The sequence below is a fragment of the Curtobacterium sp. PhB190 genome, assembly GCF_004365385.1.
GTDB lineage: Bacteria > Actinomycetota > Actinomycetes > Actinomycetales > Microbacteriaceae > Curtobacterium.
This window is the reverse complement of the sequence record NZ_SODN01000003.1, coordinates 1-14,965: the sequence shown is the minus strand read 5'-3', so window position 1 is coordinate 14,965 and position 14,965 is coordinate 1. Positions and strand designations below refer to the sequence as shown.

At 69.7% G+C, this 14,965-nt stretch carries 13 protein-coding genes; 6 read left to right on the top strand and 7 right to left on the bottom strand.

Annotated elements, in window-relative coordinates:
* Position 1: 1 nt before the first annotated feature.
* The 3 genes from EDF47_RS05345 to EDF47_RS05335 form a co-directional block, all read right to left on the bottom strand.
* The gene (locus EDF47_RS05345) at positions 2-1,327 is read right to left on the bottom strand and encodes a sugar ABC transporter substrate-binding protein (RefSeq protein WP_133937419.1); all 1,326 of its coding nucleotides are present in this window, start codon (positions 1,325-1,327) and stop codon (positions 2-4) included.
* Between the two features lie 23 nt (positions 1,328-1,350).
* Positions 1,351-2,601 carry a Gfo/Idh/MocA family oxidoreductase gene (locus EDF47_RS05340; protein ID WP_123293031.1) on the bottom strand — a complete coding sequence of 417 codons (1,251 nt, stop codon included), beginning with the start codon at positions 2,599-2,601 and terminating at the stop codon, positions 1,351-1,353.
* Positions 2,602-2,749: 148 nt separating this feature from the next.
* On the bottom strand, positions 2,750-3,538 hold the full coding sequence (locus tag EDF47_RS05335) for a DeoR/GlpR family DNA-binding transcription regulator (protein WP_165901013.1): 789 nt from the start codon (positions 3,536-3,538) through the stop codon (positions 2,750-2,752).
* Between the two features lie 132 nt (positions 3,539-3,670).
* Between EDF47_RS05335 and EDF47_RS05330 the strand changes: the two genes are divergently transcribed.
* From EDF47_RS05330 to EDF47_RS05310, 5 genes are read left to right on the top strand one after another with little or no spacing between them, the layout of a single operon-like run.
* Positions 3,671-4,549: an SIS domain-containing protein gene (locus tag EDF47_RS05330; RefSeq protein WP_123293030.1), complete on the top strand. Its 879-nt coding sequence runs from the start codon at positions 3,671-3,673 to the stop codon at positions 4,547-4,549.
* Positions 4,549-5,454, top strand: a complete 906-nt coding sequence (locus EDF47_RS05325) for an ROK family protein (protein ID WP_131877768.1) — start codon at positions 4,549-4,551, stop codon at positions 5,452-5,454. Before EDF47_RS05330 ends, EDF47_RS05325 begins: the two co-directional genes overlap by 1 nt.
* On the top strand, positions 5,451-6,572 hold the full coding sequence (nagA, locus tag EDF47_RS05320) for an N-acetylglucosamine-6-phosphate deacetylase (protein WP_133937421.1): 1,122 nt from the start codon (positions 5,451-5,453) through the stop codon (positions 6,570-6,572). Before EDF47_RS05325 ends, nagA begins: the two co-directional genes overlap by 4 nt.
* On the top strand, positions 6,569-7,528 hold the full coding sequence (locus EDF47_RS05315; protein ID WP_131877772.1) for a hexose kinase: 960 nt from the start codon (positions 6,569-6,571) through the stop codon (positions 7,526-7,528). Before nagA ends, EDF47_RS05315 begins: the two co-directional genes overlap by 4 nt.
* Entirely contained in the window at positions 7,525-8,361 is an 837-nt protein-coding gene (locus EDF47_RS05310) for a class II fructose-bisphosphate aldolase (RefSeq protein WP_131877774.1), read from the top strand. Before EDF47_RS05315 ends, EDF47_RS05310 begins: the two co-directional genes overlap by 4 nt.
* Positions 8,362-8,947: 586 nt before the next feature.
* Here the strand turns inward: EDF47_RS05310 and EDF47_RS05305 are convergent.
* From EDF47_RS05305 to EDF47_RS05290, 4 genes are all read right to left on the bottom strand, one after another.
* Positions 8,948-10,999 carry a DUF4365 domain-containing protein gene (locus tag EDF47_RS05305; protein ID WP_133937422.1) on the bottom strand — a complete coding sequence of 684 codons (2,052 nt, stop codon included), beginning with the start codon at positions 10,997-10,999 and terminating at the stop codon, positions 8,948-8,950.
* Positions 11,000-11,101: 102 nt separating this feature from the next.
* Positions 11,102-12,523, bottom strand: coding sequence for an L-serine ammonia-lyase (locus tag EDF47_RS05300; RefSeq protein ID WP_131877778.1), 1,422 nt, complete (start codon positions 12,521-12,523; stop codon positions 11,102-11,104).
* Between the two features lie 200 nt (positions 12,524-12,723).
* Positions 12,724-12,918, bottom strand: coding sequence for a PspC domain-containing protein (locus EDF47_RS05295; RefSeq protein WP_111083567.1), 195 nt, complete (start codon positions 12,916-12,918; stop codon positions 12,724-12,726).
* A 100-nt stretch (positions 12,919-13,018) separates the two neighbouring features.
* The gene (locus EDF47_RS05290; protein ID WP_243698009.1) at positions 13,019-13,957 is read right to left on the bottom strand and encodes an NADP-dependent oxidoreductase; all 939 of its coding nucleotides are present in this window, start codon (positions 13,955-13,957) and stop codon (positions 13,019-13,021) included.
* A gap of 78 nt (positions 13,958-14,035) precedes the next feature.
* On the opposite strand from EDF47_RS05290, the gene EDF47_RS05285 reads away from it, so the two are divergent.
* A complete protein-coding gene (locus EDF47_RS05285; protein ID WP_131877780.1) occupies positions 14,036-14,854 on the top strand; it encodes a shikimate 5-dehydrogenase in 819 nt (272 codons plus the stop codon).
* Positions 14,855-14,965 lie beyond the last annotated feature (111 nt).

Sequence of the window (14,965 nt, the reverse complement as noted above, 5' to 3'; positions counted from 1 at the left end):
CTCACTGTTCCTTGGCGAGGGCGGCGTCCATCTTCTGCGCGAGCTGCTTCGCGACGTCGTCGACCGGGGTCGAACCGTCGAAGGCGTTCGGCAGGAGGTTGGTCTCGAGGGTGTTCCACGCGGCGGTGTTCTTCGACACCGGCAGGGGCTTGGCGTAGTCGACGGCGTCGAGGAACACCTGCAGGTCGGCGTCCGGCATCGTCTTCGTGAAGGCGGACTGCGTGCCCTCGTAGGCGGGGATGACGGCGCCCATGTCGCCCTGCTGCTGCTGGGCGGTCTTGCCGGCGAGGTAGACCTGGAGCGCCTGCGCCGCGGCCTTGTTCTTGCTCGCCTCGGACACGACGTTCGAGACACCGTGGATGACGGTCGCCTGCTCCTTGCCCTTCGGCAGGGGGTACACGACGATGTCCTTCTCCATCGCGGTGCCGGTCAGGGCCGAGCGGAACCAGCTGCCGCCCTGGTACATCGCGAGCTTGCCCGACGTGAACCACTGGTCGGCGGTGGTGTCGGTGAGCTGCTTCATCGACGGCGAAGCGCCCGAGTCGATCAGGTCCGCCCAGAACTGCAGACCCGCTTCCGAGGCCTTCGAGGCGTACTCGGACTTCGTGCCGTCCGCGTTCACGACCGATCCCCCGGCCTGGAAGATCGTGTCGTAGTAGGTCGTCTGGCCGTCCATGCCGCCGGCCGCGCCGTACGCGCCGTACGCCTTGAGCTTCTCGCTGAGTTCGGCGCCGGTCTTCTGGAAGTCGTCCCAGGTCCAGTCCTTCGACGGCAGGTCCATGCCGGCCTTCTCGAACAGGGCCTTGTTGACCCAGACGCCGATGGTGTCGAAGTCCTTCGGCACGCCGTACTGGGTGTCGTCGTACGTGTACAGGTCGTTCAGCGCGCTCGAGTACTTCGCGGGGTCGATGTCGCCGGCCTTGACCTCGCCGGTGATCGGCGCGAGCTTGCCGTTGGCCGCGTACAGCTGGAAGTTGGGGCCGTTCATCCAGAACAGGTCGGGCAGCGTGTTGCTCGAGCCCTGGGTCTGCAGCTTCGTCCAGTAGTTGGCGAACGGCGTGACGTCGACGCTGACCTTGATGTCCGGGTACTCCTCGTTGAAGCCCTTGAGGTTGGCCTTGATCGCCTTGACCTGGTTCTCGTCCCAGACGGCGTACGTCAGGTTCGCCTTGGTGTCCTTCGCGGCGGCGGTGTAGTCGCCGCCGGAGCTCGACGCCCCGGAGGACGTGGAGCACCCGGCGAGGAGTGCGGCCGCGCCGAGGGCGGCGACGGCGCCGACGAGGATCCGGCGGACGCCGGTTCCTCGGGCGGGGATGTGTGCGGTCATCGGGAGGTCCTTTCGCACGGCCGTCAGGAACCGACGGTCTGGGCGGGGTGGGTGGGGTGCGGAGCGGGTCGTGTGGAGGGTGTGGCGGGCCGGCTGAAGTGCGCGATCGTCTCGGCCGGCAGCGGCGGGACGTCGATGGGGACGGAACCGGTGCGCAGCGAACGGGTCGCCAGGGCACCGGCGGCGACCGCGGCGCGCGCCGCGATCGGGGACAGCTCCGTCGGTTCGCCGAGGGCGACGGACCGCAGGAACTCGGTCATGGTGATCAGATCGGCATCGGCGTGACCGTCCTCGACGCCGTCGATCGGGTACTCGCGGTCCCCCGCGGTGTCCCAGCCACGACGGTGCGTCCAGACCTTCACGACGCCACCGCCGGTGTCGCCGATGTTCTCGAGGCGACCCTCGGTGCCGATGACCGTGTAGTTCCGCCAGTAGTCCGGGGTGAAGTGGCACTGCTCGTAGCTGGCCTGCACGCCGTTGTCGAGCGTCATCATCACCATCGAGACGTCCTCGACGTCGACGACCGGGTTCAGCCCGGTCTGGGCGAGTGGCGGCCAGTTGTCGTGGGAGAACCAGTCCCCCATCAGCTCGCCGCTGCGGTCCCGTCGGTCGGTGACGTCGCCGTAGACCGACAGTGACCCCATGCCCACGACGCGGCTGGTGTCCCCGCCGCCGAGTGCGTGGATGACGTCCAGGTCGTGACTGGCCTTCTGCAGGAGCAGGGAGTTGACGTTCGCGCGGTCGGCGTGCCAGTCCTTGAAGTAGTAGTCCCCGCCGTTGCCGACGAAGTGGCGGCACCAGACGGCCTTGACCTCGCCGATCTCGCCGCGGTCGACGATCTCGCGCATCAGGCGGACGACGGCCGCGTGGCGGAAGTTGTGGCCGACGTAGAGCGAGGTACCCGTCTCGGCGGCGGTGTTGAGGACCGCGTCGGCGTCCTCGACCGTGATGGCGAGGGGCTTCTCGAGGTAGACGGCGATGCCCGCGCGGAGCAGGTCGATCGCGATCTCGGCGTGTGTCCAGTCCGGGGTGGTCACGATCGCAGCGTCGACCTGGTCGGTGAGGTCCCGGTGGTGCTCGACCACCAGCGCATGGGGGTACTCGACCCGCCCGCGCTCGCGGCCCGCTGCGGTGATGTCCGCCACGGCGACGACCTGCGCCTGCAGTGCCGGGTCCGCGGCGACCGCTTCGGCGACGTGCCGTGCGATGGCGGACCGCTGGCCCATCCCGATCACCGCGACGCGGAGGATCCCGTTGTCAACGCCCATGCTCATCTCGCTCCCTTGCGTGATTGTGACGCCCATGATGCCGAATCGATCATGAATGCACAATAGGCGCTCACGGATCGCTCATGGGTCCACGACGGGAGGGTTTTACACGATCGAAACGTCGCGCCCCGGATCCGGGCGCTCGTCCGTCGGCTCAGTCGGCGACGACGAGCTCCACGCCGGCGCTGGCGAGGTCGGCTGCGAAGGCCGGCGGGACGGGCTGGTCGGTGACCAGGACGTCGATGCGGTCCAACGGGCAGATCCTGGCGAACGTCGACCGCTCGATCTTGGTCGAGTCGGCGACCACGATGACCCGTCGGCCGACCGAGGCGAAGTGCCGGCTGACCTCGGCCTCGCCCTCGTGCATGGTCGTGGCGCCGTACTGCCCGGTGAGCCCGTCCACCCCGAGGACCACGAGATCGAGCGCGAACTCGTCGAGGGTGTCGCGGACGAGCGGGCCGACGAGCTCGTACGACTGCCGCCGCGCCACCCCGCCGGTGACCACGATCTTGACGTTGGCGCGGACGGACAGCTCGTACCCGACGTTGAGCGCGTTCGTCACGATGGTGATCCCGAACTCACCGTCGGCACGGATGAACCGCTCGCTCTTGCCGAGTTCTCGCGCGACCTCGGTCGTGGTGGTCCCACCGTTCAGCCCGACGGTCTCGCCCGGCTGCACCAGTCGCGCGGCGGCACGGGCGATGGCGGTCTTCGCCTCGGCCTGGCGCGCGATCTTGTACTGCAGGGGCAGTTCGTAGCCGGCCCCGAGCGCCGCGGCTCCGCCGTGCGTGCGCGTGACGAGCCGCTGGTCGGCGAGCGTCGTGAGGTCGCGTCGAGCCGTGGCGGCCGAGATCCCCAGCAGCTCGCCGATCTCGGCGATCGACACGTTGCCGCGTTCGCTCACCAGTTCGAGCAGGGCGTTCAGCCGCTGTTGGGGGGTCATGACGGCCATCCTACGGTGCCATCGCGACTGCTCGGTGATCGGAATTGACGCTTTGGTCTTCCATCGCGCACGATCGCTCGCTACGCTTCCTGATCATCGATCACCCGGATCGAACCGGACCGGAAGGCTCCCATGACCGACACCTTCGTGAGCGCCGAACTGGCCTCCCAGCCGGAGACCTGGCGCGCCGCCGCAGCACTCCTGCCGACCTTCTCGGACGCGCTCCCCCAGCCCGGTGAACGCGTCGCCGTCATCGGCTGCGGCACGAGCTGGTTCATCGCGATGAGCTACGCCGTCGCCCGTGAGCAGGCCGGCCTCGGGGTCACCGACGCCTTCGCCGGCTCCGAGTACCCCGCATCGCGCGAGTACGACCGTGTGCTCACCATCAGCCGCTCGGGCACCACGACCGAGATCGTCGACCTGCTGCAGGCCCTGCCGTCGCAGCGCACCGTCCTGATCACGGCCGTCGCGGACAGTCCCGCCGCGGCCGTCGCCGACGACGTGGTCGCACTGCCCTTCGCCGACGAGCGCTCCGTCGTGCAGACGCGGTTCGCCACCACGGCGCTCGCCCTGCTGCGCGCGTCGATCGGCGACGACGTCGAGGCCCTCGCCGCCCAGGCCGAGATCGCGCTGACCCTGCCGATCGACGACCTGCTCGACGCCGAGCAGGTCTCCTTCGTGGGCCGCGGTGCCGCCGTCGGCCTGACGTTCGAGGCCGCACTCAAGACGCGGGAGGCCGCGCAGTTCTGGGCCGAGTCCTACCCGGCGATGGACTACCGGCACGGGCCGATCGCCATCGCGCAGCCCGGCCGGCTCGTCTGGTCGCTCGGTGCCGCACCGCAGGGGCTGGCTGACGAGGTCGCCGCCACCGGTGCGCGCTTCGTGCAGCACGACCTCGACCCGATCGCCGGCCTCGTCGTCGTGCACCGGTTCGCCGTCGCCCTGGCCGAGGGTCGTGGGCTGGACCCGGACAACCCCCGTTCGCTGACGCGGTCGGTCATCCTCACCTGATGGCGGGCGCAGGCGCGGTGCTCGGGGTCGACGTCGGCGGCACGGGCACCAAGGCCCGGCTGACCGACGCCGACGGACTCGTCCTGGACGAGACCCGGGTCCCGACGCCCCGCGACGATCCGTCGGGGCTCCGACTGGCGGTGGCCGTCGCCGACCTGGCAGCGCGGGCGCTCGACCGCGGTCGGCTCGACGCCGTCGGGCTCGTCACGCCGGGTGTCGTCGACGAAGTCGCCGGCACCGTCGTCCTCGCGGTGAACCTCGGCTGGCGGGACGTGCCGGTCCGCGACCTCGTGCGGGCCGAGCTCGTCCGACGCGGTGTCGACGTTCCGATCGCCTTCGGCCACGACGTCCGCGCCGGTGCCCTCGCCGAGACCCACACCGGTGACACGGCGCTGTCCCGCGGATCGGTCGCGTTCGTACCCGTCGGCACCGGCCTGGCCAGCGCGCTGGTCTTCGACGGCCAGGTCGTGTCCGGGGGCGGATGGGCGGGGGAGATCGGCCAGGTGCTGATCCCGTCCGGACCGCACGCTGGGCGCCGGGTCGAGGAGATCGCATCGGCCGGGGGAGTCGCACGCCGCTCCGGGTCGGCATCAGCGCACGCAGCCATGCTCCGGGTGCGCGACGGCGACCCCGTGGCGACCGCCGTCTGGGACGACTGCGTCGCCGTGCTCGCGGACGCCCTCGCCTGGACGACCGCGGTCGCCGGCTGCCACACCGTCATCGTCGGCGGGGGACTCGCCGAGTCCGGCCCACTGCTGTTCGGGCCGCTCCGCGCGGCGGTTGCCGAGCGGCTCGTCGGGGTCCGCGCACCGGAGATCCTGCCGGCCGCCCACGGCGACGCCGCCGGAGCCATCGGCGCAGGTCTGCTCGCACGGCGGGTGCTCGAGAACGGGGTGCTGCTGTGACCACGCTCGTCCGTGCGCCACGCATCGTGACCGCCGCCCACGACCTGCACGACGGGTGGCTCGTCCTCGGCGACGACGCCACCGTGCTCGCGGTCGGTGCCGGCACACCGCCGCGCGCGGACTCCGCGGTCACCGTCGAGGGCACCGTCGTGCCGGGCTTCGTCGACCTGCACGCCCACGGCGCACTCGGCCACGACTTCGCGACGTGTTCCGCCGCGGACGCCCGAGCGGCGGCCGCGCACCACCGGTCACGGGGGACCACGGCCCTCGTCGCCTCGATCGCGACCGGGCGTCCCGACGACACCGTCGCAGCCCTCACGCGCCTGCGACCGCTCACCTCGGACGGCACGCTGGCTGGCCTGCACCTCGAAGGGCCGTGGTTGTCCCCGGCCCGCCGCGGAGCCCACCGGGTGGACCTGCTCCACGCCCCGGACACGCTCGAGGTCGACGCGTACCTGGCGGCCGCCGACGGCGCGCTGCGGGTCGTGACACTCGCCCCTGAGCTCCCCGGCGCCCTCGACACCGTGGCGCGGTTCGTCGCCGCCGGGGTCGTCGTGGCGATCGGGCACACCGACGCCACCGCCGAGCAGACCCGCCGGGCGATCGACGCCGGTGCCACGCTCGTCACGCACCTGTTCAACGGCATGCCACCGCTCCACCACCGCGCACCGGGGCCGGTCGGGGTCGCCCTGACCGACGACCGCGTGCTGCTCGAGTGCATCGTCGACGGACACCACCTCGACCCGACCACGATCGGGCTCGTCCAGCGGAGTGCACCGGGCCGCCTGGTGCTCGTGTCCGATGCGACGTCGGCGACGGGCTGCCCCGACGGCGACCACACCATCGCCGGGTCCGCGGTCTCGGTCCGCGGCGGTGTGGCGATGCTCGCCGACGGGTCGTCGTTGGCGGGCAGCACGATCACCGTCGCCGACGCGGTCCGTGGGCTGCTGACGAGCGGGGTCGCGGTGCCCGAGGTCGTCGCCGCCTCTGCCACACGTGCGGCTCGGCTGCTCGGTCGGCCGGCGCCGCTCACGGTCGGCGCACCCGCCGATCTCCTCGTGCTCGACCCCGACACCGGTGCGGTGCGGAACCCCCTGCGGACGGCGGTGGTCTCGTGATCGTCGTCGTCACCCCGAACCCGGCCGTCGACGTCACGTACCGGGTCGCCGAACAGCGCATCGGCGAGACCCAGCGGGTCCTCGACGTCGCACGGCACCCGGGTGGCAAGGGCCTGAACGTCGGTCGGGTCCTGGCGGCGACGGGTGTCGCGACGCACGCGGTCCTGCCTCTCGGGGGGACGCCCGGCCGCTGGATCTCGGACGCGCTCGACGATCTCGGCCTCGACCACACCGACGTCGTGGTGTCCGGCACGACCCGCACGACCGTCACCGTGGTCGACGACGTCGCCCACCCGACGATGTTCGGTGAGCCGGGCCCGGTGCTCTCCAGCACCGAGTGGGACGCCGTCGCCGCAGCGGTCGACGGACTGCTCGGCCGCGCCGACGCCACCGCCCTCGTGGTGTCCGGTTCGCTGCCCGGCGGTGCCGCACCCGACGTCGTCGCGCGCTGGGTCGCCACGGCCCACGAGCACGGCGTCCTGAGCGTCGTGGACTGCTCCGGTGCCGCGCTGCTGGCGGCGGCGAGCGCCGGTGCCACCGTCTGCAAGCCCAACCGCGAGGAACTACTCGAGGCCACGGGCGCCGCGGACGAACGCACCGCCGCCCTCCGGCTGCTGGAACGCGGTGCGGGCGTCGTGGTGGTCTCCCGCGGAGCGCACGGCATCGCCGCCCACACCGCGGACCACGTGCTCGAGGTCCCAGCGGTGCCCGGCGTCTCGGGCAACCCGACCGGGGCGGGCGACGCAGCGACCGCCGGTCTGGTCGGTGCCCTGGTCCGCCCGGGTCACCAGCAGGGCACAGGCGCCCACTTCGCCGACGACACCCTGCTCCGAGCACTCCGGTCCGCCGCTGCCCACGGCGCCGCCGCCGTCCTGCGCCCGGTGGCGGGCGAGGTCGACCCCGCCGACGTCCACCGCTTCCTGACCCACCCCGACCGAACGAGGACCCCAGCATGATCACCGACCTCGCCCTGACGGGCCTGCTCGACACCGCCCGCACGGCACACCGCGGCGTGGGCGCGTTCAACGTCGTGCTGCTCGAGCACGCCGAGGCCATCGTCACCGGGGCCGAGCGGGCCGGACTGCCCGTCATCCTGCAGATCAGCGAGAACTGCGTCCGGTACCACGGCGGGCTCGCGCCGATCACGACCGCGACCCAGGCGATCGCCCGGGCCGCCGACGTCGACGTCCTGGTCCACCTCGACCACATCGAGGACCGGGACCTCGTCGCCGCCGGCATCGACCTGGGCGTCGACTCCGTCATGTACGACGGCTCGCACCTGGACTTCGCTGCGAACGTCGCTGCCACCCGTGCCCTCGCGGTCCGGTGTCACGCCGCCGGCGTCGCCATCGAGGCCGAGCTCGGCGAGGTGGGCGGGAAGGACGGCGTGCACGCTCCCGGTGTGCGGACCGATCCGACCGACGCCGCCGCGTTCGTGGCCGACACCGGGGTCGACGCCCTGGCGGTCGCCGTCGGGACCTCGCACGCGATGCAGACCCGCGAGGCCTCGGTCGACCGCGACCTGGTAGCACGCCTGCGTGCCGCGGTGCCGGTCCCGCTGGTCCTGCACGGTTCGTCGGGGCTGTCCGACGACGAACTGCGCGGCGCGGTGCAGGCCGGCATGACGAAGATCAACATCTCGACGCACCTGAACGGCCTGTTCACGCGTGCCCTGCGCACCGTGCTCGACGAGCGGCCCGACCTGGTCGACCCCCGGAAGTACGTGTCGGCGGGGCGCGAGGCGATCTCCACCGAGACCGCACGCCTGCTGACGCTCCTGCACGCCTGACGCGCGAGCGGAGCAGACGGTGCGTTCGTCGGGCTCGCCGCAGCACTAGTGATCTGCAACACCATCTACGCCACTGACGACGTCGCAACGCTCGTCCTGAACGCGCCGGTCATGGCTGGCCTCATCGCCGTGGTCGGCGTCATCGTCGCGGTCGTGCTCCAGCGCCGATCCTGCTGGATCGTGGGCGCAGGGACGCGTGACTGCGCACCCGAGCCCGGACAGCCCCACTGGGGACCCATGGCATCCAGACCGCCGCAATCCTGGCGGTCTGCGCAGCACTGTTCGCATGGGTCCAGTACCCGGGCCCGTTCGTCCTCGACGCGGCACTCTTGTACGCCGGCACCGGCGCGACCGCAGCGGGCATCCGGTTCAGGTCAGTCCGCGGCCGTATCGCCCGCATCATCACGGCCGTCATGACAGGGGGCGTTGGTGCCATCATCGGAGCACGGGTGGGCGCTATCGGTACAGCGCCAGTGATCGCAGCGGCCGCCGTCGGAGGGCTCCTCACTCTCGGGCTGCGCATCCTGCGTCGGGGCGGGCTCTGCTAGCGGTCTTTCCAGACAACGGGTGTTTCGGTTCGAAAGAACTAGCTGCCTTTACGGCCATTTATGATTTCGAAGCCCTTGCTGCCGGTCTGGACGTATCGCACGGTGAACGGTTTCGGGTGGTGCCGCACTGACTCGAGGGCCGTGGTTACTTGCTTGGACGTGAAGTCAGAAAGCGAAGCGTCTTCAAAGATCGACGACCCCACGGTCTGGAGGGCGCATGTCGCTGCGTCGCCAAGGAGATCCGGGCAGTAATCGGCAATTTCTTGCAGAGCCATCAGCCAGGTATTCGAATCACCTGGATTGGCCAACGCCGAGGCCAGCATGAGATGTGCCCGCTCTTGATCGTCTGCAATAGAGATAGCTAGCCTCATCAGGGCGGGGGCGCAAAAATAGTCCAAATGGAGGCACTGAATAATGCCTTGTGCGTCTCCCGCCGCAATCCCTATAGCTTTAGCCCACGCCTTTTCAGGCTGCCGTTCGAGACCGGGCGCACCTATTCGATTCCGTACGTCCGTGAAAGCGAGGAGTTTGAGATTCCACTCGGGATGCACGTTTGAGCCGAGGTCCTTCGCCTTCGCGAACTGTGCGAGAGATTCGTCCAGGTCGCCCTGGTAAAGGAGGGCGTCGGCGTGGAACGCGAGTTGAGTATTGTCGCCGAGTTTGAAGGCCTTGTAGTAGCTTGCCGCCGATTCACGGTAATCACCGTCCAGAAAGTCCAGAGCTGCTCGATCTGACCAGAAATAGGAACGTTCCCGATATGCGGGATCGACCTCGGCCGCTTCGTCCAAGAGAGCCCGAGCAAGCCCGCGATCATCTCCTCTGACCAGCTGCGATGCGTTATAGAGGGCCTGAGAGTAGAGGTCGTCCCGAGTTGCTTCGTTGCGTATCAGGTCTGCCAAGCTTTTACGCTCTGACGGTCCAAGGTTGTCTTTCTGCCCCATGACCACAGTCGTTGCTTGCAGGCGCTGGGTCGGAGTGCCGTGGAGCGCTGACCGTTTGTAAAGCTGCATCATAGCTGCGAACGAGTCCGACCTGGCGAGCTTTAGAAGGCTCTGGCCTAGCGCTTTTTCGTCAAGGATCATCTGAGAATCTTGGACGGCGACGGAAAGGAAGTATCTCTCTAGAGCAAAGAGGTGCAGGCTTTCTGTAAGCACCGCGAGCCCGACAGCCACGTCGGCCACGGTGGTCGCGAGGAGGCGACCGCGATCATCCTCGGACGATACTTTGTCGAAGTGCAGTACGATTCCTGGATGACCAGAAATACGAATTTCGATTGCTCTTTGTTCCACTACGATGTCAATACCGACCTCCGTTGACAGACGTCCGACGTGTACCTCATCCCGCGGGTTTAGCAGACCGCGAAGTCTGGCGGACAGCTCATTTGAGAGGCGTTCGTCTCCCAGCCAGTCTTCTCGACGCTCGATCACAATGGAGACGGGAAGCTCAACATTGCCCCGCAGCAGAGCGCGTCGGGACGAGATTTCCCGCTTGATTAGGGCGGAAGAATTGTCATCCCATTTTTGCCCGATGACAACTTTCCAGCTCTTGGCAGTTGGACTCTTTTTATACCTGTCGATTCGGTAGCCCATCTCCCAGAACACTTCATCGGTGGATTCATCCCACACAACGACCACAACCGGTACGTCACTCTCACGCCAATAGTTGAGGGTTGAGCGTTTTAGGGTCACTCGAGGTGGGTTGTCTGACTTGACTTGGCCCTTGAGTTGGACACCAAATCGCATGCCGGTTGCTGAGCCTCCGTCGAAAACCTCGACATCTAGGTCAATTCCGTAATCGTGCTCTCGCGGCTCAACCGTCCAATTTTTCGGCAAGCGCTGCTCAAAAGCCCTACGCGAGTTGGACTCAAGGTCGTGTTGGTAGGGCCGTTGCGGCATGTCGTCGGTCAAGTGCGCCTCCCGGATCTCAAGCGGGCTTCCTGCCACTGCACGGAGGTTACCTGCCTGGGGCAGGTCGAGGATCGGTCGTCGGGATGGGTCGACCTCACTGAGGAGTAGTAGCGACCAGTTCGATTTCGATACGAGCGCCGAAGGGAACGCCAGCGACAGCGACAGCGACAGCGACAGCGACACTAACGGCGACGGTCATGCGGGCGGCAGGCCGCTACGAGCCCCGCGCGGCTTCGTTTGCGTCGCTCCCGTCGGCGGGATATCGATCTGCACGAAGGCCGACGCTCAGCAGAGCGGGACGTTCACCGCGAGCCCGCCCATGGCGGTCTCCTTGTACTTCGTCGACATGTCCGCCCCGGTCTGCCGCATCGTCTCGACGACCTGGTCAAGCGACACGTGGTGCACGCCGTCGCCACGCAGGGCCATCCGTGCGGCGTTGATCGCCTTGTTCGCCGCGATCGCGTTCCGCTCGATGCACGGGATCTGCACCAGGCCACCGATCGGGTCGCAGGTGAGCCCGAGGTTGTGCTCCATCGCGATCTCCGCGGCGTTCTCGACCTGTTCCGGGGTGCCCCCGAGGACCTCGGCGAGTCCGGCGGCCGCCATCGACGCGGCCGAGCCGACCTCGCCCTGGCACCCGACCTCGGCACCGGAGATCGATGCGCGCTCCTTGTAGATCGACCCGACGGCGCCGGCTGTGAGCAGGAACCGCACGACGGCGTCGTCGCGGTCGGCAGCGGTGATCGCGGGGACGTAGGTGAGCGCGTAGTACAGCACCGCGGGGATGATGCCGGCGGCGCCGTTGGTGGGTGCGGTGACGACCCGGCCGCCGGTGGCGTTCTCCTCGTTCACCGCCATGGCGACGAGGTTCACCCACTCCATGGCGAACAGCGGGTCGTGGTCGGGGTCCTCGCGGGTGAGCTGCTCGTGCCAGGTGGCTGCACGACGCCGGACATCGAGCCCGCCGGGCAGGCATCCGTCACGGCGGACGGAGCGGTCGACGCACGAGTCCATGACGGCGTGGATGTCGAGCAGCCCGGAGCGGACGTCGGCGTCGGTCCGGGTGACCGACTCGTTGGCGAGCGCTACTCCGCTGATCGGCAGACCGGAGGCAGCGCAGGCGGCCAGCAGCTCGGCGCCGCTCGAGAACGGGTACGGCACGCGGTCGTCGACCGGGATCGCCGCCCCCGCGACCACGGCACCGTCGTCCACGGCACCGCCGTCCTCGCCGTCGCTGTCGCCGTCGCCGTCGCCGTCGCGAGCGATGAAGCCGCCGCCGATCGAGTAGTACGTCTCGTCGGCCAGGTCGGCACCGGCTCCGTCACGGGCTCGCAGCCGCATGGCGTTCGGGTGCCGGGGCAGCATGGTCAGGGGGTGCAGCACGATGTCGGCGAGCCGGAACGGCACGGTCGCCCCACCGTCGAGCCGGAGCAGGCCGTCGCGTTCGAGGGCGTCGAGCGCCGACGACATCGCGTCCGGGTCGACGGTCTCGGGGTGGGACCCCATCAGGCCGGCGACCACGGCGCCGAGGGTGCCGTGGCCCTGTCCCGTCGACGCCAGTGAGCCGTACAGGTCGACGGCGACGGAGGCGACGCGCAGCCCGGCGACCAGGGACGCGAACTCGGCGCCGGCCCGCATCGGCCCGACGGTGTGCGAGCTCGAGGGACCGACACCCACGCTGAACAGATCGAAGACGGAGACCGGCACGCCGCCACACTAACCCGTCCGGACGGACCGGGCTCAGCCCCGTCCGGACGGACCGGGCTCAGCCCCGTCCGGACGGACCGGGCTCAGCCCCGTCCGGACGGACCGGGCTCAGCTGGCCGCACCGAGTCTCGGGCTGAGCGACAGATCACGGACTCACGAGCGCGAGAACTGTCGCTCACCGCGAAACTCGGCCCCCGGGCTCAGCGGCGGGTGTTGCCCTCGGCCGGCACCACGAACCACAGGACGACGTAGGCGATCCACAGCGGCCCGGGGAACAGGCTCAGGATCACCCAGCCGATGCGGACGAGGGTGCGGGACAGGCCGAAGCGATCGGCGAGGCCGGCGCAGACACCGGCGAGGATGCGGCCGTTGCGGGGACGGGAGAGTGTGCTCATGGGGACGACGCTACGCACCGGCGACGAGCGAGGGCATCCGGGCAGTACCCCGGAGCACGGTGGGGACAACCCCCGAACGACCCCGAAGGCCCGATGCCCGTCAGGGGATCAGCACGATCTTCCCGCGGGTGTGCCGCTGCTCCAGCTGCTCGTACGCGTCCTGCACCCGGTCGAGCGGGAAGGTCGCCGCGATCGGCACCTCGACCTCGCCGTTCGCCACCTGCATCGCGAGGGCGCCGAGGATCTCCGGGTCGGCGGTGTCCGCACTGCCGGAGGCCTTCGCACCGACCTCGGCGGCAGCCTCGAACGCGATGATCGTCTCGATGCGGTCGACCGGCACGCCCAGGGCGATCCCCAGGTGCACGTACTCCGGACCGTACGTGTCGATGAGGGCGTCGATGCCGTTGGTGGCGAGCTCGGTGATGCGCTCCTGCAGGCCCTCGCCGTACGCGACGGGCCGCGCACGCTTCGACCGGAGCCACTCGTGGTTCGCCTCGGACGCGATCGCGATCACGTCGATGCCCTCGTTCGTCAGCAGCTGCGTGACGAACCCGCCGACACCACCGGCGGCACCGGACACGACGACGGTCTCGCCGGGTCGGGGGTCGACGGCACGGACGGCTGCGGCAGCGGTCGTGGCGACGATGTCGAGCCCGCCAGCGACGGTCCAGTCGAGCAGCCGGGGCTTCTGCACGACCTGTTCGGCCGGCACCGAGACGTACTCGGCCTGGCTCGCGCGGTCCCACGACCACCCGAGGACCTCTTCGCCCTCGTCGACGCCGTCGACGCCCTCGCCGACGGCCACGACGATGCCGGCGAAGTCCGTGCCCTGACCGGACGGCAGCGCGTCGGAGGACCCGCCGTCGAGCAGCCCCTGGCGGATCGCCGACTCGCCCGGGTTGATGCCCGCGGCGCGGACCCGGACGAGCACCCGACCGGCGGTGGCCTCGGGGACGGGGACCTCGGCGACGTGCAGCACAGAGCGGTCACCCCACTCGTCGAAGCGGACAGCGCGCATGGTCTCCGGGATCTCAGTCATCGCGTCCGACGGTACCCCGAGCATGACGAACGGTCCGCGTGGACCGCTCCATCGGCACGACGGTGGGAGACTGGCCCCATGCCCATCCTCAACAAGGACATGCAGGTCTGCATGTCGCTCGCGGCCCGGCCGAGCAACATCGGCACCCGGTTCCACAACTTCCTGTACGACGAGCTCGGGCTCAACTTCCTGTACAAGGCGTTCACCACGACCGACCTGCCCGGCGCCGTTGCCGGCATCCGAGCGCTCGGCATCCGCGGCTGCTCGGTGTCGATGCCCTTCAAGGAGGCGATCATCCCGCTCGTCGACCACGTCGAGGAGTCCGCCGCCGCCATCCAGTCGGTGAACACGGTCGTGAACGACGACGGCGTGCTCACCGCGTCGAACACCGACTACGAGGCGATCGCCGCGCTGCTCGGGTCGTACGACGTCGACACCGCGTCCCGGGTGCTGCTCCGCGGCTCCGGCGGCATGGCGAAGGCCGTGACCGCGGCGTTCCGCGGCGCCGGCTTCGACCGCCTGACGGTCGTCGCCCGCAACGAGCAGACCGGCCCGGCGCTCGCGTCGCAGTACGGCTACGAGTGGGTCGCCGAGGAGCGCGAGGCTGGGGAGTCCGACCTGGTGGTCAACGTCACGCCGCTCGGCATGCGAGGCGACCAGCAGGACGCGCTCGCCTTCGCACAGGACCGGATCGAGGCGGCCCACACGGTCTTCGACGTGGTCGCGTTCCCGTGGGAGACCCCGCTGGTCCGTGCGGGACGGGACGCCGGCAAGCACGTCATCACCGGAGCCGAGGTCATCGCCATGCAGGCGGCCCGCCAGTTCCAGCGGTACACGGGCGTCGCCCTGACGGACGACCAGGTGGCGCGCGCCAGCGAGTTCTCGCGCGCCGAGTAGTCGACGCGCCCAGAAGACGGACGGGAGGCGCGGTGCCAGTGGACTGGTCCCCGGTTCTTGGACTGATTAGTCGGTTCGAGATCCGGGGATGGTTCGTGTGGGTGGTACCGC

What these genes read in the sequence shown, in the direction of transcription:
- EDF47_RS05345 (WP_133937419.1), bottom strand. Translation starts at nt 1,327, where the DNA reads ATGACCGCACACATCCCCGCCCGAGGAACCGGCGTCCGCCGGATCCTC.
- EDF47_RS05340 (WP_123293031.1), bottom strand. Translation starts at nt 2,601, where the DNA reads ATGAGCATGGGCGTTGACAACGGGATCCTCCGCGTCGCGGTGATCGGG.
- EDF47_RS05335 (WP_165901013.1), bottom strand. Translation starts at nt 3,538, where the DNA reads ATGACCCCCCAACAGCGGCTGAACGCCCTGCTCGAACTGGTGAGCGAA.
- EDF47_RS05330 (WP_123293030.1), top strand. Translation starts at nt 3,671, where the DNA reads ATGACCGACACCTTCGTGAGCGCCGAACTGGCCTCCCAGCCGGAGACC.
- EDF47_RS05325 (WP_131877768.1), top strand. Translation starts at nt 4,549, where the DNA reads ATGGCGGGCGCAGGCGCGGTGCTCGGGGTCGACGTCGGCGGCACGGGC.
- EDF47_RS05310 (WP_131877774.1), top strand. Translation starts at nt 7,525, where the DNA reads ATGATCACCGACCTCGCCCTGACGGGCCTGCTCGACACCGCCCGCACG.
- EDF47_RS05295 (WP_111083567.1), bottom strand. Translation starts at nt 12,918, where the DNA reads ATGAGCACACTCTCCCGTCCCCGCAACGGCCGCATCCTCGCCGGTGTC.
- EDF47_RS05290 (WP_243698009.1), bottom strand. Translation starts at nt 13,957, where the DNA reads ATGACTGAGATCCCGGAGACCATGCGCGCTGTCCGCTTCGACGAGTGG.
- EDF47_RS05285 (WP_131877780.1), top strand. Translation starts at nt 14,036, where the DNA reads ATGCCCATCCTCAACAAGGACATGCAGGTCTGCATGTCGCTCGCGGCC.